Genomic DNA, 21,045 nt, shown 5'->3' on the forward strand with positions numbered 1-21,045 from the left:
GACCGTGGATGGATCAGACAGGACTGCGCACGCGCAGTATCGAAGGCGCAGCAGACGGCGCCGCGCATGAAGGCCACTCGCTGCAACGCGGCCTCACATGGAAAGACGCGTTCTGGGTAACGAGCGGCGTGCCGGGCGGCGTGCTGTTCACGATCGGCGGCGTATCCGCGACGATAGGTCAGCCGGCATGGGCCATCTGGGTCGCGGCGATCCTGATGGGCCTCATTCAAAGCGCCACTTACGCCGAAATTTCAGGGCTTTTCCCGCACAAGTCGGGCGGCGCATCCGTGTATGGCGCAATGGCCTGGGTGCGCTACAGCAAGACCATCGCGCCCGTTTCCGTGTGGTGCAACTGGCTCGCGTGGTCGCCGATGCTGGCATTGGGCACCGGGCTCGCCGCCAATTACGCGCTGTCGAGTCTCTACGCGCCCGATGCCGCGATCAACACGTGGCGTTTGACGCTGCTCGATCTCGGCTTCATCAAGCAGGGGCTTTCGCTGCGCATCAACGCGACATTCATCGTCGCGGCGATCTTTCTGCTCATCACGTTCAAGCTTCAGCATAGCGGCGCATCGAAGGCGGCGAAGACGCAGCGCATTCTCGGCATCGCTTCGCTGGCGCCGCTGCTGATCGTCGGCATCGTGCCGTTCGTGACGGGCGATGTGCCCGCGGCGCATCTATGGCCGTTGATGCCGCTCGGGCACGACGCGCAGGGCAATCTCACGGCATCGGTGTTCGGCTCGTGGAACGGCTCCGGCATCACGATGGCGTTCGGCGCGATGTTCATGGCGGGCTGGGCCGCGTACGGCTTCGAAACGGCTGTCTGCTATACGCGCGAGTTCCGCAATCCGCGTACCGACACCGTGAAGGCGATCTTCTGGTCCGGCATGGCGTGCCTGCTCGTGATGACGCTCGTACCGCTGGCGTTCCAGGGCGTGTTAGGCACGAAGGGCATGCTCGATCCGAAGATCGCGGACGGCACGGGCGTGGCTGCGGCGATGGCGCATATGGTCGGCGGCGGCGCGATCGTGTTCGATGTGGTCGTGATCATGCTGATGTTGACGATCCTGCTGATCGTGATGACATCGATGATGGGCTCGTCGCGCACGCTGTATCAGGCATCCGTCGATGGCTGGCTGCCGAAGTACCTGTCGCACGTCAACGAGCATGGCTCGCCGACGCGCGCAATGTGGACCGACCTCGGCTTCAATCTGGTTTTGCTGCTGATGTCGGATTACATGACGGTGCTGTCGATCTCGAACGTCTGCTACATGATCTTCGTGTTTCTGAACCTGCAATCGGGCTGGATTCATCGGCTCGATCGCGCGGACGCGGACCGTCCGTTTCGCTGCCCGACGTGGCTGCTCGCAGCGGGCGCGCTGTGCGGCTATCTGGATCTCGCGTTCATCGGCGCAGGCGCGGATCTGCAGGGCGTGGGCACGATGCGCAATGGTCTGATCGCGATGCTGCTGATCGTCCCCGTGTTCATGTTCCGCCATTACTGGCAGGACCGCGGGCGTTTTCCGGCGCGCATGGCGCAGGACATGGAATGGCGCGGTGGCGTGCGGCCCGCCGGTTTGCGCGGCCTGCTGCCGTATGGCGCGTTGTTGCTCGCGGTATTCGTCGTGTGGTTTTCGCACGACCTCGCGAAACCGTTCTTCTGATTCTCTATTAGTGTTAGGCCGCCGCGTTTGCTAATGCAACGCGGCGGCCTTTGCTTTTTTGGTGCGCTCTTTTCGAAAGCATTTAAAGGGCTTTAAACGGCCTTTAAAGCATATTTAAAGCACCTTTAAAGCACGACGGTTCTATCGCCATTGATGAACACGCGCCGCTCGACGAACGCCTTCACAGCGCGCGCGAGCGTGATGCACTCGACGTCGCGCCCCACGGCGAGCATCCGCTCCGGGCCGTAGGAATGATCGACGCGCTGCACTTCCTGTTCGATGATGGGCCCTTCGTCGAGATCGTCGGTGACGAAGTGCGCCGTCGCGCCAATCAGCTTGACGCCGCGCGCATGCGCCTGGTGATACGGCCGCGCGCCCTTGAAGCCGGGCAGGAACGAGTGATGGATATTGATCGCACGGCCCGCGAGCTTGCGGCTCGTTTCATCGGACAGAATCTGCATGTAGCGCGCGAGAATCATCAACTCGGCGCCCGACGATTCGAACAGGTCGAGAATCTGCGCTTCCTGTTGTGCACGCGTGTCGGCCGTAACGGGGAAATGATGGAACGGCAGGCCGTGTTGCGCGGCGAGCGGCTTGAAGTCGGGATGATTCGACGCAATGCCGACGATGTCCATCTTCAGCTCGCCCATGCGCCAGCGGAACAGCAGATCGGCGAGACAGTGCTCCAGTTTCGACACCATGATCAGCACCTTGGGCCGCGCGTCGAGATCGTGCATCGACCACGTCATGTCGAAATCCGCGGCGATGGGGTGAAACTCGCGGCGCAACGTGTCGATCCGCAACGCAGATACCGTCGCGCTTTCGCTCGCCACGCCATGAAACACGCAGCGCACGAAAAAGCGCGAGCTGATGTCGTCGTCGAATACGGTCAGCTCGTCGATATAGCAACGATGCCGATCGAGAAAGCCGACGACGGCGGCGACCTGGCCGGCAGCGCTCGGGCACGAAAGGGTCAGCGCGAACTGTTTGGGGCGATCGGTGGCGGGCATGCGAGTCCTCTGTATTTCGATGTGGGATTCCCGCATCGCCGTGCCGAACGTCGTGCAGCGCATCGCGGCGCGGCAAGCGGGATGACCAAGTAAATCAGCCCAATTTGCGCGCGCATAGAACCGATGCGCCGTGCTCGTAGTATCGGAGCGTCAGGCGTGCGCGTGCTCGATCACGTGGATCAGTTCATCGAACAGCCAGCGCCGGAAAAGCGGCACGGCGGCGGGCGCGGGACGGCTGGGCGGGCACACGAGGTAGTAGCCGCGCTCCGTGGTGACGGGCGTCTCCAGGAGGCGAACGAGCTGGCCCGATGCGACGAGTTCGTCGGTGAGGGGCGTCCAGCCGAGCGCGACGCCCTGGCCCATCAGCGCGGCCTGCACGACGAGCGAATAGCTGTTGAACATCATGCCGTGGCTTTGTTCCGGCGCGGGCAGCCCGTATGCGGCGAACCACGTGTGCCACGCGAGCCAGCGTTCAGGTTCGGTGGGCTGTACGTGCAGCAGCGGCAAATGCGCGAGATCTTCGGCGCACATGACGGGCCGGTGCGTGTCGCGAAATGCGGGCGAGCAGACGGGTGTGACCGCTTCGGGAAAAAGGCGCGTCGACGTGCAGGGCGGCCAATGGCCGTCGCCGAAGGCGATCGCGATGTCGGCGTGATCGCGGTGCGGGTCGTAGCCGAGTTGCGACGTGACGATCTTCACGTTGACGCCGGGCATCGACGCGTTCAGCCGCGCAAGACGCGGCATCAGCCAGTAGGTCGCGAAGCCCGCATCGGTGAGGATCGTCAACGAGCCGGTGGCCCGGCGCGCACGGATGTCGGCCGTCGCTTCCCGGATGGTATCGAGGCCGCTGCGCACGGCCTGATAGAGCAGCGTGCCTTCCGGCGTGAGCGTCACGCCGCGATGGCCGCGCTCGAAAAGCGGCGTGCCGAGTTCTTCTTCGAGCTGCACGATGCGCTGGCTGACGGCGGGCTGCGTCGAGCCGAGTTCGCGCGCGGCGGCCGTGAAGCTCGCGAGGCGCGCGGCCGATTCGAACGCCGTGAGCGTCTGCATCGGTGGAAGGCGGTCTGTTCCCGGCATAACATTCCCTTATGGGCCGATAAGCGTGCGCCGCCTTCACAACTTTTTAATGAGCGGCAATAGTGATGTGCATGCGGCGAGTCATTACGTTGATGCAGCGCCGTACAACAAAGCGCAATCCTCCGATTCTAATCCGCCCCGCCCATGAACCTTAATACAAAGCAGAATATCGTTATATTGATGGCCGATCAGATGACGCGTATGTCAATCGGGCCGCCGTGCAGCAACGGCGTTTACGAAAAAAGTGCGGCTCGCAGGGCAAGCGCAGGGAAGGCGCAAACTGTCGGCGACACCTGCGCGTAAAGCCAGCCGGCAGGAAGTGCGTTACGTAGCACGATTAGCTCTGACGTCGATAAGCGCGGTGACAGTGCCCGCGTTTCCGCCTATTGCATTTTGAAGAATGTACTCCTGCTTCATGCGCGCGAAGGAGAGCGCCACCGTTTCGATCGCATATCCACCGTCGGCTGACGGCCAGGACTTCGCGATGATGACGTCGTACATGACGATCCGAAAGTACTCATGCGGTATCCCCCCGGCCTTGCGCATCGTGAGCTTTGCTTCACGAATGTGTTTGCCCTGAAAGCAATAGCTCGCGATGTTTGGTGAGGCTCGATCCAGCTCATGCTTGAAGATGAGATCGGTTACAGAGGCCTTTGCGGCGCCGCCACCTGATCCCGAGTGCATAGTGGAATTTTGCGCAATAGAGAATTCCCAATGAATCACGTCTATTGCGTCGCGATGAGATACGTCTTGCGATTCCCCCTTGATGCCATCAATTTCGATGAAGATGTCCGAGGCCATATATGTCTCTGTAATTTGACGGAAGTGTTATCGTTGCCTTTCGTTTCAAGCGTGGCAACGTCTATGAATGAGTTTTCGAATGACGATGTACAGTGGGATTACTACGAGCGCCGCAGCTATCCAGCATGTAGCAAGTACCGATAGCAAAGCTATGGTGCTTAAGTCATCGGGCTCGCGAATGTCTGAGTTTCCCGTGTTGTCGAGCGTGAAGCGAATCGCGTCATGCATCCATAACGGCATTTCTTGCAGATACCTGTACACGATGTACTGCGCGAGATAAACCCCTGCATAATGAATAACTATCACTAGCACGATGACGCGGATAATAACCAGTAACTTGCGCTTCATCGCACTTGTACCGTGCCGTAAGCTTTGAGATCGGAGCCCGGCACCGGCAGCACTGGTGGCGATCGGCGGACAAACCGTTGCAAGTATTCGAACTCCCCCGGATTGACAAGCGTGATGCACCCTTCGCTTCGGCCGGCCGGGCCAACTGGATGTAGACGAAAGTTACCGCGTTTCACACCATGCACCATTGTTGTATCGCCCGTTTCTGGATTCCATAACGCGAACCACTTGTGCCGATCTGTAGTAAGACCGAAATATCGCCCTGCTGCATCATAGGCCCATCCCATCAGTCCCCCAGAGCGCCGGTCGACCAGATAATAAATGCCTGGCGGAATGGGGCCGATCTTTGGTGTACTGACCTCAGTAGGGCGATCGCGGCCTTCTTTTTGACCTGAGAAGGCTTCCACAGTGCCGAACCCTTCGCAGACTAGCGTGGACGTTTCCTTACTATTCAGTGTGAACGTGCAGCGAACCGGCATGTTAGAACCTCTCGTTCCTCACAGTGAAAAAAAGCCCGCCAAGATGGGCGGGCTTCAAGGGTATCGTTTGCAAGTTTTTCAGTGTGTGGAAGTTTGTAAAGCCGATAGCTGTTATGCAACTTGTATCAAGTGGTGTGACGCTCGACCCTTATCCCGTATGACCGCATGACATATAGACCACGCACGCGTTGGAGCCAGCACATGTAGTGGGAAAGGCAGATCGAAGGGAAGCGGGGGCGCGCGCGGCGGCCGTGAAGCTCGCGAGGCGCGCGGCCGATTCGAACGCCGTGAGCGTCTGCATCGGTGGAAGGCGGTCTGTTCCCGGCATAACATTCCCTTATGGGCCGATAAGCGTGCGCCGCCTTCACAATTTTTTAATGAGCGGCAATAGTGATGTGCATGCGGCGAGTCATTACGTTGATGCACCGCCGTACAACAAAGCGCAATCCTCCGATTCTAATCCGCCCCGCCCATGAGCCTTAATACAAAGCAGAATATCGTTATATTGATGGCCGATCAGATGACGCCGTTTGCACTGCGCGCGTATGGCAATCAGGTTTCGCTGACTCCGCGCATCGATGCACTCGCGAGAGAAGGTGTCGTATTCGACTCGGCTTATTGCGCGAGCCCACTGTGCGCGCCCGCGCGTTTTTCAATGATGGCGGGCAAGCGGCCCGCTGCAATCGGTGCTTACGATAACGCCGCCGAATTGCCCGCGCAAACGCTGACTTTCGCGCACTATCTGCGTGCAGCGGGCTACCGGACGATTCTCTCCGGGAAAATGCATTTCTGCGGTCCCGATCAGTTGCACGGTTTCGAAGAACGGCTGACGACGGATATCTATCCCGCCGATTTCGGCTGGGTGCCTGATTGGGAACACCCGGATGTGCGGCCGAGCTGGTATCACAACATGAGTTCGGTTCTCGATGCGGGCCCGTGCGTGCGCACGAACCAGCTCGATTTCGACGACGAAGTGACGTACACGGCGCGCCAGAAGCTGTATGACATCGTGCGCGAGCGTGAGGCGGGCGGCGATACACGGCCCTTCTGCATGGTCGCGTCGCTCACGCATCCGCACGATCCCTATGCGATTCCGCAGCAGTACTGGGACCTGTATCGTGACGAACAGATCGACATGCCGCGCGTGACGCTGACGCGCGAAGAGAGCGATTCGCACTCGAAGCGCCTGCGCGATGTTTACGAGGCCGACCTGACGCCGCCGACCGAACAGCAGGTTCGCAATGCACGGCATGCGTATTACGGCGCGCTGTCGTATGTCGATGCGCAGTTCGGCGCGATTCTCGATACGCTCAACGCAACCGGGCTCGCCGACGACACGATCGTCATCGTCACGTCGGATCACGGCGAAATGCTCGGCGAGCGCGGGCTCTGGTACAAGATGACGTGCTTCGAAGGCGGCGTGCGCGTGCCGCTGATCGTGCATGCGCCGAAGCAGTACCGCGCACATCGCGTGGCAGCGTCGGTTTCGCATGTCGATCTGCTGCCGACGCTCGTCGAAATGGCGACGGGCGCGCGCGCGACCGAATGGCCCGATCCCGTCGACGGACGCAGCCTGGTGCCGCATCTGCAAGACGACGGCGGGCACGACGAAGCGATAGTCGAGTACTTCGCGGAAGGCGCGATTGCGCCGCTGCTGATGATCCGTCGCGGCAAGTACAAGTTCATTCATACGCCTGTCGATCCCGATCAGCTCTATGACCTCGCGGACGATCCGCACGAGCGCGTGAATCTTGTGCAAGAGCCTGCGGCGGCCGCATTGGTCGACGCGTTTCGCGAGGAAATCGCGCAGCGCTGGGACGTGCCCGCGCTGCATCGATCGGTGCTCGCGAGCCAGCGGCGCCGGCGCTTTCACTTCGAAGCGACGACGCAAGGCGCGATCCGCTCGTGGGACTGGCAGCCATTCACGGACGCGAGCCAGCGCTATATGCGCAATCACATCGAACTCGACACGCTTGAGGCAATGGCACGTTATCCACGCGTCGTCGCTCGTTGACGAAATCACCGCGAAATGCGCCACGGAATACGACACACTTACTACGGGAGCTCACGATGAACAGACGCTGGAGAAGTTCGCTTGTGAAGGCCACGCTGACGCTGGCAGCGCTCGGCGCGGCCTTGACGGGATCGTCGCATGCCGCAGAGCCGCAAACCTGCACGCAGGTCCGCATGGCCGATCCCGGCTGGACGGATATCGACGCGACGAATGCCGTCGCAGGCGTGCTGCTCAAGGCGCTGGGCTATCAGCAGAACGTGTCGAATCTATCCGTGCCGATCACGTATCAGGGCTTGAAGAAAGGGCAGATCGACGTGTTTCTCGGCAACTGGATGCCCGCGCAAGGTCCGCTCGTGAAGCCGTTCGTCGACGAGCATTCGATCGACGTGCTGCACGCTAATCTGGTCAATGCGAAGTTCACGCTGGCCGTGCCGGATTATGTCGCGGCAGCGGGCGTTCATTCGTTCGCCGATCTCGTCAAGCATGCCGATCAGTTCAACGGCAAGATCTATGGGATCGAGCCCGGCGCGCCCGCCAATCAGAACATCAAGAAGATGATCGCCGACAAGGCATTCGGACTCGGCGACTGGAAGATCGTCGAATCGAGTGAAACGGGGATGCTCACGCAGGTCGAGCGCGCGGTACGCGACAAGCAGTGGATCGTATTCCTCGCGTGGGAGCCGCATTTGATGAACACGAAGTTCCACTTGACCTATCTGTCAGGCGGCGATGCGTATTTCGGCCCGAACTATGGCGGCGCAACGGTGAATACGGTCACGCGCGCGGGCTTTGCGGGGCAGTGCACGAATCTCGCGAAGCTCTTTCAGCAGATGACGTTCAACGTCGACATGGAAAACCAGATCATTGCGAATGTGCTGCAAAACAAGGTCGATGTGAACACGGCGGCGATGAATGCGCTGAAGGGCAATCCCGCATTGCTAAGCGCATGGCTCAAAGGCGTGACGACGACAAGCGGCGCCGATGGATTGCAGGCCGTGCAGGCACAGCTGGGCATTCACTAAAGCGGCATTATCCGCACTCGAATGGAGGCGCGCAGTTCTGCAATGGGACGCGCGCTTTTGTTTTATCGCGCATGTCGCAGCCAGACCAAAGTGTGTCGCGTTTGGTCGAGTTGCTCGAAATATGGATTTGTACTGTGCGTTGATCGTCGTGCAATTGGCACACGACGCGAAGTTCGCTTCGCATTCCTATACCCCTATATCCACATAGCCAGGCAAGAGAGAACGATACAATGAAAAAGCTGAATGCCGCAGCACTGACAGGCGTCGCGTTCGCGCTCGCCGGAGTTTCGAATGCGAGTCACGCACAAAGCAGCGTCACGTTGTATGGGATCATCGACGCGGGCATCACATACGTGAACAACACGGGCGGCTCGCACGTCGTGAAGTTCGACGACGGCATCTCGTATGGCAACCGCTTCGGCATCAAAGGAACGGAGGATCTGGGCGGCGGTTTGCAAGCAGTATTCGTGCTTGAGAATGGCTTTCACCTCGGCAATGGCCAATTGGGCTTCGGCAGCACGATGTTCGGGCGCCAGGCTTATGTGGGGCTCAAGAACCAGTGGGGCACGCTGTCGTTCGGCAATCAGCTGGATATGACGGAAGAGATGGTGTACCTGTACAACGTCTCGGCGTGGGCGAGCGGCTATGCGATTCACCAGGGCGACTTCGACCGTTTCAACGGCGACCGTCTGCCCAATTCGGTGAAGTTCCTCTCGAATGAATTCGCGGGCTTCATGTTCGGCGGCATGTACTCGTTCGGCAATGTCGCGGGCAATTTCCATCAGGACAGCGCGTGGAGCGTCGGCGCGCACTATGCGAACGGCTCGTTCACGGCGGGCGCGGCCTATACGCAGTTGAACAATCCGCATGGCATCTATGCGTTCGACCCGTATGCGATGCTCGGCGTGCATACGTTTCTGGGCCAGCAAGTGGCCACCGTCGATCCAGCGACAGGCGCGCGAACGGACCTCTTTTCAAGCAATCCGTTTCCCGTCGACAAGCAGGGCGCTTTCGGCGTCGGCTCCAGCTATGCGATCGGCAACGTGACGCTGATGGGCAACTTCACGTACACGACGATCAAAGGGCTCGGCGTCACGTCGCATATGAAGGTAGCGGAAGGCGGCGCGGACTGGCAGGTCACGCCGGCATTCAGCGTGATCGGCGGCTATCAGTACACGAATTTCGAAGGCCATCACTGGAATCAGGGTTCGCTCGGCGCGCATTATCTGCTGTCGAAGCGGACGGACGTGTATATCTCGGGCGACTATCTGAAGGCTTCGAATGGCGTGGATGCGGTGATCGGCTATAGCTTCACGCCATCGACGACGACGACGCAAGCCGATGTGCGGATCGGCATGAGGCATTCGTTCTAAATCGATTTGTCCGCGACGGACTTTCAAGTTCTTCCTTTGAGGATCTCTAGACCGTCGCGGACATACGTCTGCTTCAAGGCAAAGCATTCTCCCGCGTCGTGCTCACTACGCCGCCAGCACCGGGGCGTACCGGCCTGCGATCATCGCGCGGGCTCGCTCCAAACCTCGCGCGATAAGTGCGCGAGAAATGCGATGGCGATTCGAAGCCACACGCGACACAGATCGCCGTAATCGACATGTCCGTTTGCCGCAAAAGCTCTCGCGCGCGATCGAGCCGCAATTGCAGATAGAAATGCGTCGGCGTGTCCTTGAGCGACGAGCAAAAGAGCCGCTCCAACTGTCTACGCGTGACGCCGATTTCCTGCGCGAGATCGGCGGGCGTCAGCGGCTCTTCCATATTCTGTTCCATCACGCCGATCACCTGAATCAGCTTGCGATTGTGCACGCCATAACGCGCGGCAATTTCCATTCGCTGATGATCGGAGCGCTGACGTATGCGGCTCACCACGAACTGCTCGGAGATCGACGAAGCGAGCGCCGCGCCGTGGCTGCGCGAAATGAGGTCGAGCATCATGTCGATCGACGCCGTGCCGCCCGCGCACGTAATGCGCCGCTCGCCGATTTCGAATAGCTCTTCGCTCGCCTGGACGGCCGGATAGCGCTCGCGAAACGCGGAGAGCGCTTCCCAATGCAGCGTTACGCTGTCGGTTGGGCGCAGCAGGCCCGCTTCCGCGAGAATGAATGCGCCCGTGTCGATGCCGCCGAGCGTCGCGTGTGCGCGGTCCAGACGCTTGAGCCAGTCGCCGAGCGCGCGGCTGTAGCAGGCAAGCGGTTCGAAACCCGCGACGACGAAGACCGTTTGCGCGTGGTCGACATCGGCGAACGCGCTTTCGGCATTCAGCGAAATGCCATTGCTCGCGGCAACGGGCGCGCCGTCGATGCTTAGTATGTGCCAGCGATACAGGTCCTCGCGGAAGCGGTTCGCGACGCGCAAAGGCTCGATGGCCGACATGAAGCCGATGGCCGAAAAGTTCGGCAATAGCAGGAACGAAATGTCTTCGGGCATCGCTCGATCTTCTCGATGTCAGGTGAAGCGGATTCGTCGAACCCGGCGAGCGTAGCAAGTGTCGTGCTATGCGGCAAGCCGTGCCAAAAATCCGCGTCGCGATTGCGCGGCGCACCAATGAGCGCCTACGGCGCGCACAGCAAGTTGCATGCTGGTTTTCCCTCATGGTCGCGCGCAAGCAAGAACGGGTCGCTGGCGGTCGATTTTGGGGAAATATGGGCCTGTACCTTTGCTTCACATCAGTTGTTTTTGGGTCGTCTCACTAGCCGCCCATGTTCCGGGCGTTACAGGACACGCTGCGAATCGTGTCGAAGGGGATCGTCATGAAGTTGCGCATCAAAGTCGTTACCGCATGTCTCGCCGGCCTTGTCACGGGCCTTCTCGCGATGCTCTCGCAACCCGCGCTCGCGCAAGACCCGCCAAGTTGCCGCGCCGTCCATTTCGCCGACATCGGCTGGACGGATATCACATCGACGACGGCACTCGCGTCGACGGTGTTCGAAGGGCTCGGTTATCAGCCCGTGACGACGGTGGCATCGGTGCCGATTTCCTTTGCCGGACTGAAGAGCAAGCAACTCGACGTTTCGCTCGGGTACTGGTGGCCCGTGCAGGAAAAAGCGATCGCGCCATTCGTCGAGTCGAAATCGATCAACGTCCTGCAGCCGCCGAATCTGACGGGCGCGAAAGCCACGTTCGCCGTGCCGACCTATGAATACGACGCGGGACTGAAGACCTTTGCGGATATCGCGAAGCATCGCGCGGAACTCGACGGCAAGATCTACGGCATCGAGCCGGGCAGCAGCGCGAATGCCGCGATCCAGAAGATGATCGCGACTAATCAGTTCGGACTCGGCGGCTTCAAGCTGATCGAATCGAGCGAAGCGGGCATGCTCGTCACCGTCGAGCGCGCGGTACGCGAGAAGAAATGGATCGTCTTTCTCGGCTGGCAGCCGCATCCGATGAACATTCAGATCGACATGAAGTACCTGAGCGGCAGCGAAGGCGTATTCGGTCCCAACGATGGCGAAGCGCGCGTCTATACGCTGACGTCGCCTGACTTCCTGACGCGTTGTCCGAACGCCGGGAAGCTCGTCAGCAATCTTCGCTTTACGACGCAGATCGAAAACGTCGTGATGCAGTCGGTGATGAAAAAGGAGAAACCTGCCGACGTCGCGAAAGCCTACCTGAAACAGAACCCACAAGTACTCGATCAATGGTTGGCCGGCGTGAAGACGTATGACGGAAAGGACGGCTTGCCCGCCGTCAAGGCTTATCTGGGTCTTTAAGCAAACGTCTTTAATGCCCGATTGCTGAAGCTTTGTCTTTATTTAGAGCACGGCAAGTACTTTTCATTCCGACTCTTTTGTTCTAACAGGAATTTGCACGCATGAACCATGAAGTGATCGTGACCTGCGCCGTCACGGGCGCAGGCGACACCGTCGGCAAGCATCCTGCCATTCCCGTCACGCCGAAACAGATCGCCGATGCGGCGATCGAAGCCGCCAACGCGGGCGCGACGGTCGCGCACTGCCATGTGCGCGATCCGAAAACGGGACGCGGCAGCCGCGATCCGAATCTGTATCGGGAAGTCGTCGATCGCATTCGCTCGGCGAACACGGATGTCATCATCAATCTGACGGCCGGCATGGGCGGCGATCTGGAGATCGGACCCGGTGAAGATCCGATGCGCTTCGGCGCAAATACCGATCTCGTGGGCGGCCTGACGCGTCTTGCGCACGTAGAAGAACTCTTGCCCGAGATCTGCACGCTTGATTGCGGCACGCTCAATTTCGGCGACGGCGACTATATCTATGTATCGACGCCCGCTCAATTGCGCGCGGGCGCAAAGCGCATTCAGGAACTGGGTGTGAAGCCAGAACTGGAGATCTTCGATACAGGGCATTTGTGGTTCGCTAATCAATTGCTCAAGGAAGGACTGCTCGATGCGCCGCCGCTGTTCCAGTTGTGCCTGGGCATTCCGTGGGGCGCGCCCGCCGATACGACGACGATGAAAGCGATGGTCGACAACCTGCCGGACGGCGCGCAATGGGCGGGCTTCGGCATCGGGCGCATGCAGATGCCGATGGTCGCGCAAGCGATGCTGCTGGGCGGCCACGTGCGTGTCGGTCTCGAAGACAACATCTGGCTGGATAAGGGTGTTCCTGCGAGCAACGGTTCGCTTGTCACGCGTGCAATCGAGATCATCGAGCGATTGGGCGGCCGCGCGCTTACGCCCGCCGAAGGCCGCAAGAAGCTCGGCTTGCGCGCGCGCGGCGAACGGCTGCTCGAAAAGCGCGCCGTCGAGCAATTCGCGTGAAGTTCAGATAAGGCTTTGAACAATTACAGAGGATCGTCGGCAATGGCAGTCATCACCAGCATCAAGACATTTGCAGCAATCGGCGCCGGCGTGATCGGCAGCGGTTGGGTTGCGCGCGCGCTCGCGCACGGGCTCGACGTCGTGGCGTGGGACCCGGCTCCGGGCGCGGAGAAACAGTTGCGCGACAACGTCGCGAACGCATGGTCCGCGCTCGAACGCGTCGGGCTCGCGGAGGGCGCTTCGCAAGATCGCTTGCGTTTCGTGAAGACGATCGAGGCGTGCGTCGCGGATGCCGACTTCATTCAGGAAAGCGCGCCCGAGCGCGAAGAACTGAAGCTCGCGCTGCACGAGCAGATCAGTCGCGCGGCGAAGCCCGATGCGATCATCGCGTCATCGACGTCGGGTCTGTTGCCGACCGACTTCTATGCACGTGCATTGCATCCCGAGCGTTGCATCGTCGGGCATCCGTTTAATCCCGTGTATCTGTTGCCGCTCGTTGAAGTGGTGGGCGGCGAGCGCACGTCGCCTTCGACCATCGATGCCGCGTCGACTATCTATCGTTCGCTCGGCATGCGGCCGCTGCATGTGCGCAAGGAAGTGCCCGGCTTTGTCGCCGATCGTTTGCTCGAAGCGCTGTGGCGCGAGGCGCTGCATCTCGTCGACGAAGGCGTTGCGACGACGGGCGAAATCGATGATGCAATCCGCTTTGGCGCGGGTATTCGCTGGTCATTCATGGGCACCTTCCTCACATACACGCTCGCAGGCGGCGACGCAGGCATGCGCCATTTCATGCAGCAATTCGGGCCGGCGCTCGAATTGCCGTGGACCAAGCTCGTTGCGCCGAAGTTGACGGATGAGCTGATCGATCGTGTCGTCGACGGCACGGCGGAGCAAGTCGGTCCGCGCTCGATCAAGCAGCTCGAACGCTATCGCGACGACTGCATCACGAACGTGCTGTCCGCGATTGCCGACGCGAAAGCGCGGCACGGCTTGCATCCCGACGAATAACGTCGCGTAATATGGCTGCACGCGCGGGGCGTCGATGCGAGATGCCCCGCGCAGACGAACAACGTTCAATGCGACGGAGACAACCGCCATGCCGCGACACGCGGAATTGCCTGCGTATCACGACGTCGTGCGCGCCGAATGGGTCGACTACAACGGCCATCTGCGCGACGCGTTCTATATGCTGATCTTCAGCTTCGCCACCGATGCGCTGATCGACCAGATCGGCCTCGACGACACCGTGCGCAAGGCGCGCGGCCGCTCTATCTATACGCTCGAAGCGCACATCAACTATCTGCGCGAGATAAAGGAAGGCGCGCAAGTGCGAGTCGAAATGCGCGTGCTCGCGCACGACGCGAAGCGCATGCACCTGTACCTCGAAATGTTCGCGGACGAGAGCGACGAACCCGTCGCGGCGGGCGAACAGATGCTGCTGCACGTCGATACGAGCGGGCCGCGTTCCGCTGTGTTCGATAGCGATGTCGAGACGCGCGTGCATGCGCTCGTCGATGCGCAGGCCGCGTTGCCCGCCGCGCAATACGCTGGCCGTGTGATCGGCTTGCCCGTGCTGACCCGCAAGTGATGCGTCGGATTTTGCGGGCATAATCGGGCAACGCACAAACGGAGCGCACGTCATGCTCGAACCTGAAATGGTGGCATTCGTCGAACGGACGAAATCGCTTTATCCGAGCGACCGGGCGGTATCGACGGTCGTCGAGCAGCGGGCGATGTACGAGCGCCTCGCCGCTGCATTCACGCCGCCCTTACCCGACGGCGTGCGCACGCACGATGCACCGTTCACGTCGCCCGACGGGCACACTTTCATGCTGCGCCTGTATGCGCCTTTCGAACGCGAGCGCTCCTCGGGCACGGTGCTTTATTTTCACGGCGGGGGATTCGTGGTCGGCTCGCTCGCGAGCCACGATCTGATCACTGCGCGCATCGCGGCGGATACAGGCCTGTGCGTGATTGCCGTCGATTACCGGCTCGCGCCTGAGCATCCCGCGCCCGCCGCTCACGACGATTGCCTTGCTGTCACGCGTGCCGCGCTCGATGGGCGCTTGCCGTTCGGTCCACTGCCGGCGTCGCTGCAACTCGCCGGCGACAGCGCGGGCGCGACGCTCGCGGCGAGTGTCGCGATGCGGTTGCGCGACGAGGGCGTGAAGGGCGTACGCGGCCTCGCGCTGGTTTATCCGATGCTGGGTGTCGAACCGCAATCTCCCGCGCGCGAGACGGAAGCCGATGCGCCGATGCTCACGCTCGCCGATGTGCGGCGCTACAGCGCATTGTATTGGGGCGATCAGGCGGGCAACGAAGCGGACGGAGCAGACAGCGGCATGCGCGCAAGCGTTTCGGCGCGCGTTGCGTGGACGATTCCGCTCGAAGCATCACGTTATGATGGATTGCCGCCGACGCTGGCAATCGGCGTCGAGCACGATCCATTGCGCGACGATGCGCGCTTGTTCGCGGAGCGCATCCGTGCGGCCGGCGGGCAGGCGCATGCGCCCGTCGGCAAGGGCCTTGTGCATGGCTCGTGGCGCGCGCTGGCTACGAGTCCCGGCGTGCAATGGATGCACGGCGAAGTGTGCCGTTTCCTTTCCGACCGCGCGGCAGAGTAACGGATGCGGCAACAGCCTGTCGCATGCGATCCTTTTGCGTGCAATGCCGCGTATTCTGTGCAAGAACCTTTGAGTTCGATTGTTGCCTGAAACGCAGGTTATGCCGCGAGCGCGTGTTCGAGCACTTCGGCAGCGATCATCGCGGATGCATTGGCGGGAGCGGGGCGCTCGGCCGGCTTGAAGACGGCGTCGCCGCGGCGAATCTTGCGGCGCGAGACGGCACAGGTGCCGGACGAGTGCGCCGAGCGGCGGCGCCAGCGCTGCTCGCCATAATGACAGCGGCCCGGTTCGATCCAGCGAATGATTAGCGTTGTGTCAGAGTGCTCGAGTATCTCGATGCGCAACCCGTTGGCGCCCATCAACGGTAAACACTCCAAGGTCGTCATGGTCGGCTCCGTAGTTGTGGTGTGTGCCGAATTTAGTCCCGCGCGCGCGTGAGAGCCATTGTGCCTGCGTAGAAACACTGTTCCCGATTTCGCAATAATCTGATAGCGGGTATGTACGCGGACGGTAACAGGCCGTTTTGCGGGCTGTCATTGCCATTACACGCAAATCTGCAACGAACTGTTGTATCAGCGGAAGAAAAGGGCGGGATCGCTGGGCAGCGTGGATGGGCGCGCGCGGCATCCATTATGATGTGCGCCTCGACACGACGGCTGCGCACCGAAGGCGGGCACGACGCAGGTATTCCGTGTGCTTGCTGCGATGGTCCGTGCCGGGTCCGTGGTCCGGGTCCGCCATCTATTCGCGCTATCTTTGTGCGGGCGGGCAGCTCGTGCGGCAGCCCACGCAGTCCGCTCATTCTACGAGGTCACATGAATCAACGTCCGCCAGATGTCCCATCCGAGGCCGACACGCCGGATCGCCGCAAGATGCAGCGCGTGGCCTCGGCCACGCTCTATGCCGTGATGGTGGTGCTGGCGCTCTGGGTGATACGCGACTTCGTGCCCGCGATCGCGTGGGCCTGCGTGATCGCGATTGCGTTGTGGCCGGCGTTTCATCGGGTCGAACAACACGCGTTCTTCACAGGACGCACGACGCTGATCGCGACCGTGCTGACCATTGCCATCGGATTGCTGTTCCTGATGCCCGTCGGGATCGGCATCGCGCAGGCCGCCAACGAAGCGCACGACGTGATCGAGTGGTTGCGCACCGTGCACGAGAACGGTATTCCCGTGCCGGATTTCGTCCAGCATCTGCCGTTCGGCGCGGCGCAGATCGGTGCGTGGTGGGAGGCGAATCTCGCGCAGCCGCTGCGCGACTCGCCCGCGATGAAGGGCCTGCACGGCGACGCCGTCGTGACATTCGGTCGGCATTTCGGCGCGCGCGCCGCGCATGCGCTGATGCTGTTCGGCTTCATGCTCGTCACGCTGTTCGTGATTTTTCAGGCTGGCCCCAGGCTGTCCGGCTCGCTGATGAAAGGCGTCCAGCACGCGTTCGGCCATGAAGGCCTGCATCTCGTCGAGCGGATGGCGGCGGCCGTGCGCGGGACGGTGTCGGGGCTCGTGGTGGTTGGCATCGGCGAGGGCGCGCTGCTGTTCGTCGCCTACATGTTGGCGGGCGTGCCGCACGCCGCGCTGCTGGGGTTCGTCACGGCGATCGCCGCGATGCTGCCGTTCTGCGCGCCCGTCGTGTTTTGCGGCGCGGCGCTGTGGCTGTTCATCATCCCCGGGGCGATCGTCCCTGCCATTGCGCTTGCCGTGTTCGGTTTTGTCGTCGTGTTCATCGCCGAGCACTTCGTGCGCCCCATGCTGATCGGCAATTCGACGCGGCTGCCGTTTCTGCTGGTGTTGTTCGGGATTCTCGGCGGCGCAGAGACGTTCGGCCTGCTGGGTCTGTTCGTCGGCCCCGCGCTGATGACGGTACTGATGGTGCTGTGGACCGAGTGGATCGAGCGATGATCCTCCGCTGATCCCGCTCTACGCTTCTATGACGCGTGCTTTTGCGATGCCGCTTCGGCCGGCGGCTTGCGTGGCTGCCTGACCGGCCGGATCAGGCGGGCCCCGAGCCGCGTAGACGCAAGGTCAGCACGCGAGCGATCGGCGCGGACGCTCTGGCGACTGCGAACAGCGAACCGATCGCGACGCCATCCGCGATGAGGCCGAGCGGGACGTTCAGATAGCCGTCAGTGGCCGTGTACAAGAGCGAGTCGACGACCAGCGAGATCACCGTGCCCGCGATGAAGCACAGCAGGCCTTTGCGGCCCACGAGCCCGATCCACGGCAGGCGCTGCGCGATCGCCTTTGCCCAGCCGATACGCACCATGTTCGCGGCGAGCCACGCGATCGCCAGAAAGTTTACGGCGCGCAGCCACGACAGATTCTGCTTGAGGCTGCCATCGAGCGGCGCTGCTTCGACGAAGAGCTTGTACCCGGCGGCCGCTCCGACCACGGCGCACGCGAGCGCCGTCACGATCCAGCCATAGCGGTGCGCGCTTGCGCGCTGATAGACGGGCTGCGTCTGCGCGATCACACCGATCACGAACATCAACTGCCATGCGAACGGATTGAAGTCCCATTGCGCGTCTTCGGCGACGGGCAAATGCGGCAGCACCCACGGCGCAATCGACCATACAGCGAGGCTACCCGCGAGCAGCAGCCACGGCTTGCTGCGCGCGAGCGGCAAGACCACGGGCATGGCGAACGCGAAGAACGCGTACATCGGCAGAACGGACGCCAGATAAGGCTGACGGCGGAACAGCAGGATGTCGCGCAGCACCGTTGTCGGCGTGTCCATCATGTCGTCGAGATCGGTCGTGGCCATGTTGGGCGCGTCGATGCTGAACGCGCTCATCACCGCGCTCACGACGAGCATCAGGATAGCCGTGATCAGAAATGCCCTATACAGCTCAAACGAGCGCCAGAAGAAACGGTTGCGCGCGTCGGCTTCCGTGTGGCGCTTCGCAAGCGACGCATAGGCCGTGGCCGTCGCGAACCCGCCGAGGAAGACGAAGACTTCGGCTGCGTCGCACAGCGCATACGCATGCAGCGTGGCGCGCGACAGGATGCTGCCGCCGATATGGTCGACGACGATGAAAAGAAGAACCAGTCCTCGGAAGAAGTCCAGCTCGATCAGACGGTTTCTTGATGTCTGCATGCGTGTATTGGCAAAGCGCCTCCGCGAAACGGTGCGCGGGAGGCGCGCAGCGCGGTTTCGGTGAGGCGGGAAACGGGTGGGGTGTGCTTGCGTGAGCGTGCCTGGCGCGCGATCGCGGCCTGGCCTGATGGCGCGTTTGCGCGGCGGCTCGTGGCGGTCCCGCTGACCTCTTTCTGCATTCGGCTTCGGCCACTGGTCGCCCGCACGCCCCGAAATGGACCGCCATTATCTCTCAGAGTTCCTCCTGGTTGCGTTTTTGTTGGAAAAGTGGTGTTGCGGGGTCGAAGAATCGAGATGGGGTTGGCGAAAACGGTTCGGGTATTGGCCGGAAATTTCCGGGTGAGGTTCGTATGCTTGCGGGTCGCTGGATCGCGGGGGCGTCATGCCGGGCGCGAAGTTCAATGAGCCGATTGCCCACGTCGAATGCCTCCTGGACGACAGGCGCGATTGAGGCTCGATCTGCGGCGACGTGTTCTTTCAAACACGTGGAATGACACGAGGGAATCACGACGCGGCTGCTTCGGGACGAGCGCGAGTCAACAGAAAAGGATAGGCAGATGGGAGCGGTTTCGAACGCGCCGCGTAAGCGCTCTGGCATGAGTTGCTGGTTTGCGGTGTTGCTTGCGGCGTGCGAGGGATTGTCGAGCTGTGCGATCGCACCGGGCATGCGGATGGATATGCACGCGGTATCGTCGGCAAGCGAGGCCGCGGCCCAAAACGGAGCGCAGGGTTCGCGCGCGTCAATTACCGATATAGATGCGGCGCTGATTGCGAGGATGAAAGACGACCTGAGTCGCGCCGGCTCGAGTCAGCTGGAAACCCTTTTGACAAGTCCTGAGCCCTACACGCTCGGCAAGGGCGACGTGCTGCAGATTACCGTTTGGGATCATCCCGAATTGGCGGAATCACAAGGTCCTGTCGGGCAAACCACAACGCGCCCCTCGGACCCAGTACCTGGATTTGTCATAGATCAGGACGGCAATCTGGATTTTCCGTATGCAGGACAGGTTCACGTCGAAGGTCTAAGGCCTGAGCAGGTTCAACGGCAACTGACCGCCGCGCTAACCAGAGTCTTCATCAAGCCGCAAGTGACTGTGCGCATTGCTTCATTTCGCGCCAGGCAGATCTACGTTGATGGCGAAGTGCATACGCCAGGTGCACTGCCGCTAAATGATATTCCGATGACTCTCTATGACGCGGTGAACAGAGCGGGCGGATTTGCGTCAACGGCGGATCAGAGCCGGATGGTGCTGGTGCGCGGTGGACGGTCCTACCGGCTGGATCTCACCGGGATGCTGGACAAGGGTCTTAATCCGGCAAGGATCGTCTTGAAGAACGGCGATCTCCTTCGCATTGTCGCGCGCGACGACAACGGCGTACTCGTGATGGGCGAGGTGAACAAGCCTGCTACTGCGGTGCCGATGAAAAGCGGGCGGTTGACCTTGAGCGATGCGATTGCCCAAGCCGGAAGTTTGAATAACGCAACCGCAGACGCATCGGAAGTCTATGTCATTCGCGACTCGATAAGTCCGGCTCCGCAAATATTTCACCTGGACGCGAAGTCTCCCGTTTCGATGATTCTTGCGAACCAGTTTGAGCTTAATCCTCGCGACATCGTATATGTCGATGGTAATGAACTGGTGCGCTTCTCCCGCGTGCTGAACCTATTGCTGCCTGCTGTCAACGCAGCGTTAACCGGCGCGATCCTGACCAAATGATCAAGACGATACTGGTCGTATGCATCGGCAACATCTGCCGCAGTCCAATGGCGCAATGCCTGTTCGATCGGAAGCTCAGTGGTGTCACGGTGCTGTCGGCCGGGCTAGATGCGCTCGTGGGTGCCGCGCCCGATCCATTGGCGATACGCGTCACGGCTGAATCGAGGCTCGACATTGCCGCGCATCGCGCGCAACAACTGAATATGGGTCTTGCGACAGGCGCCGATCTGATACTAGCGATGGAAGCAGCACACAAGCACGAGATCATGCGCCGGTATCCAGGCGCATCGGGCAAGGTGTTCAGGCTTGGAGAAATAGGGCGCTTTGACGTGCCCGATCCGTACAGAAAGCCGATCGCGGGTTTCCGCGATGCATTCGGGCTGATCCAGCAGGGCGTCGACGCATGGGTGCCCCGCATAGAAGCAATGAGTTGACG

General features: G+C 61.2%; 19 protein-coding genes and 1 pseudogene. 12 read left to right on the forward strand and 8 right to left on the reverse strand.

What is annotated here, in order from left to right:
• The first annotated feature begins 8 nt into the window (after positions 1 to 8).
• The gene (locus AABE10_RS10580) at positions 9 to 1,664 is read left to right on the forward strand and encodes an APC family permease (RefSeq protein WP_342933206.1); all 1,656 of its coding nucleotides are present in this window, start codon (positions 9 to 11) and stop codon (positions 1,662 to 1,664) included.
• A 125-nt stretch (positions 1,665 to 1,789) separates the two neighbouring features.
• Here AABE10_RS10580 and purU read toward each other — a convergent pair whose 3' ends face one another.
• From purU to AABE10_RS36405, 5 genes and pseudogenes are all read right to left on the reverse strand, one after another.
• Positions 1,790 to 2,674 carry a formyltetrahydrofolate deformylase gene (gene purU, locus AABE10_RS10585; RefSeq protein WP_342933207.1) on the reverse strand — a complete coding sequence of 295 codons (885 nt, stop codon included), beginning with the start codon at positions 2,672 to 2,674 and terminating at the stop codon, positions 1,790 to 1,792.
• Between the two features lie 150 nt (positions 2,675 to 2,824).
• Positions 2,825 to 3,751 carry a choline sulfate utilization transcriptional regulator gene (locus AABE10_RS10590; protein WP_342933208.1) on the reverse strand — a complete coding sequence of 309 codons (927 nt, stop codon included), beginning with the start codon at positions 3,749 to 3,751 and terminating at the stop codon, positions 2,825 to 2,827.
• Between the two features lie 324 nt (positions 3,752 to 4,075).
• Complete coding sequence (locus AABE10_RS10595) at positions 4,076 to 4,552, reverse strand: type VI secretion system tube protein Hcp (RefSeq protein WP_342933209.1); 477 nt, start codon at positions 4,550 to 4,552, stop codon at positions 4,076 to 4,078.
• Positions 4,553 to 4,896: 344 nt separating this feature from the next.
• Positions 4,897 to 5,379: a DUF2778 domain-containing protein gene (locus AABE10_RS10600; protein ID WP_342933210.1), complete on the reverse strand. Its 483-nt coding sequence runs from the start codon at positions 5,377 to 5,379 to the stop codon at positions 4,897 to 4,899.
• Between the two features lie 214 nt (positions 5,380 to 5,593).
• Positions 5,594 to 5,707 (reverse strand): annotated as a pseudogene (locus tag AABE10_RS36405) (choline sulfate utilization transcriptional regulator); the annotation flags it as partial.
• A gap of 144 nt (positions 5,708 to 5,851) precedes the next feature.
• Between AABE10_RS36405 and betC the strand changes: the two are divergent.
• The 3 genes from betC to AABE10_RS10615 all read left to right on the forward strand — a co-directional run bounded on the left by betC (position 5,852) and on the right by AABE10_RS10615 (position 9,788).
• Positions 5,852 to 7,393: a choline-sulfatase gene (gene betC / locus AABE10_RS10605; protein ID WP_342933211.1), complete on the forward strand. Its 1,542-nt coding sequence runs from the start codon at positions 5,852 to 5,854 to the stop codon at positions 7,391 to 7,393.
• Positions 7,394 to 7,449: 56 nt separating this feature from the next.
• A complete protein-coding gene (locus AABE10_RS10610; protein ID WP_342933212.1) occupies positions 7,450 to 8,415 on the forward strand; it encodes a choline ABC transporter substrate-binding protein in 966 nt (321 codons plus the stop codon).
• A gap of 230 nt (positions 8,416 to 8,645) precedes the next feature.
• The gene (locus AABE10_RS10615; RefSeq protein ID WP_342933213.1) at positions 8,646 to 9,788 is read left to right on the forward strand and encodes a porin; all 1,143 of its coding nucleotides are present in this window, start codon (positions 8,646 to 8,648) and stop codon (positions 9,786 to 9,788) included.
• A gap of 73 nt (positions 9,789 to 9,861) precedes the next feature.
• On the opposite strand, the gene AABE10_RS10620 is transcribed toward AABE10_RS10615, so the two are convergent.
• Positions 9,862 to 10,854: a GlxA family transcriptional regulator gene (locus tag AABE10_RS10620; RefSeq protein WP_342933214.1), complete on the reverse strand. Its 993-nt coding sequence runs from the start codon at positions 10,852 to 10,854 to the stop codon at positions 9,862 to 9,864.
• 386 nt (positions 10,855 to 11,240) lie between these two features.
• Here AABE10_RS10620 and AABE10_RS10625 point away from each other — a divergent pair, with 386 nt between their 5' ends.
• From AABE10_RS10625 to AABE10_RS10645, 5 genes are all read left to right on the forward strand, one after another.
• Positions 11,241 to 12,140 carry a choline ABC transporter substrate-binding protein gene (locus AABE10_RS10625; protein ID WP_342933832.1) on the forward strand — a complete coding sequence of 300 codons (900 nt, stop codon included), beginning with the start codon at positions 11,241 to 11,243 and terminating at the stop codon, positions 12,138 to 12,140.
• Positions 12,141 to 12,241: 101 nt separating this feature from the next.
• A complete protein-coding gene (locus AABE10_RS10630) occupies positions 12,242 to 13,171 on the forward strand; it encodes a 3-keto-5-aminohexanoate cleavage protein (protein WP_342933215.1) in 930 nt (309 codons plus the stop codon).
• A 42-nt stretch (positions 13,172 to 13,213) separates the two neighbouring features.
• The gene (locus AABE10_RS10635) at positions 13,214 to 14,179 is read left to right on the forward strand and encodes an L-carnitine dehydrogenase (RefSeq protein ID WP_342933216.1); all 966 of its coding nucleotides are present in this window, start codon (positions 13,214 to 13,216) and stop codon (positions 14,177 to 14,179) included.
• Between the two features lie 88 nt (positions 14,180 to 14,267).
• Positions 14,268 to 14,759, forward strand: coding sequence for a thioesterase family protein (locus tag AABE10_RS10640; RefSeq protein ID WP_342933217.1), 492 nt, complete (start codon positions 14,268 to 14,270; stop codon positions 14,757 to 14,759).
• A 52-nt stretch (positions 14,760 to 14,811) separates the two neighbouring features.
• On the forward strand, positions 14,812 to 15,795 hold the full coding sequence (locus tag AABE10_RS10645; RefSeq protein WP_342933218.1) for an alpha/beta hydrolase: 984 nt from the start codon (positions 14,812 to 14,814) through the stop codon (positions 15,793 to 15,795).
• A gap of 98 nt (positions 15,796 to 15,893) precedes the next feature.
• Here the strand turns inward: AABE10_RS10645 and AABE10_RS10650 are convergent, their stop codons facing one another.
• Positions 15,894 to 16,181, reverse strand: a complete 288-nt coding sequence (locus tag AABE10_RS10650) for a DUF3331 domain-containing protein (protein WP_342933219.1) — start codon at positions 16,179 to 16,181, stop codon at positions 15,894 to 15,896.
• A 429-nt stretch (positions 16,182 to 16,610) separates the two neighbouring features.
• On the opposite strand from AABE10_RS10650, the gene AABE10_RS10655 reads away from it, so the two are divergent.
• Positions 16,611 to 17,696, forward strand: a complete 1,086-nt coding sequence (locus tag AABE10_RS10655; RefSeq protein WP_342933220.1) for an AI-2E family transporter — start codon at positions 16,611 to 16,613, stop codon at positions 17,694 to 17,696.
• A 91-nt stretch (positions 17,697 to 17,787) separates the two neighbouring features.
• Here the strand turns inward: AABE10_RS10655 and AABE10_RS10660 are convergent, their stop codons facing one another.
• Positions 17,788 to 18,891: an OpgC domain-containing protein gene (locus AABE10_RS10660; protein WP_342933221.1), complete on the reverse strand. Its 1,104-nt coding sequence runs from the start codon at positions 18,889 to 18,891 to the stop codon at positions 17,788 to 17,790.
• Positions 18,892 to 19,448: 557 nt separating this feature from the next.
• Between AABE10_RS10660 and AABE10_RS10665 the strand changes: the two genes are divergently transcribed.
• Positions 19,449 to 20,609: a polysaccharide biosynthesis/export family protein gene (locus AABE10_RS10665; RefSeq protein WP_342933222.1), complete on the forward strand. Its 1,161-nt coding sequence runs from the start codon at positions 19,449 to 19,451 to the stop codon at positions 20,607 to 20,609.
• Entirely contained in the window at positions 20,606 to 21,043 is a 438-nt protein-coding gene (locus tag AABE10_RS10670; protein ID WP_342933223.1) for a low molecular weight protein-tyrosine-phosphatase, read from the forward strand. The genes AABE10_RS10665 and AABE10_RS10670 overlap by 4 nt, the downstream gene beginning before the upstream one ends.
• Positions 21,044 to 21,045 lie beyond the last annotated feature (2 nt).

This window comes from Paraburkholderia diazotrophica, assembly GCF_038900755.1.
GTDB classification, from domain to species: domain Bacteria; phylum Pseudomonadota; class Gammaproteobacteria; order Burkholderiales; family Burkholderiaceae; genus Paraburkholderia; species Paraburkholderia diazotrophica_A.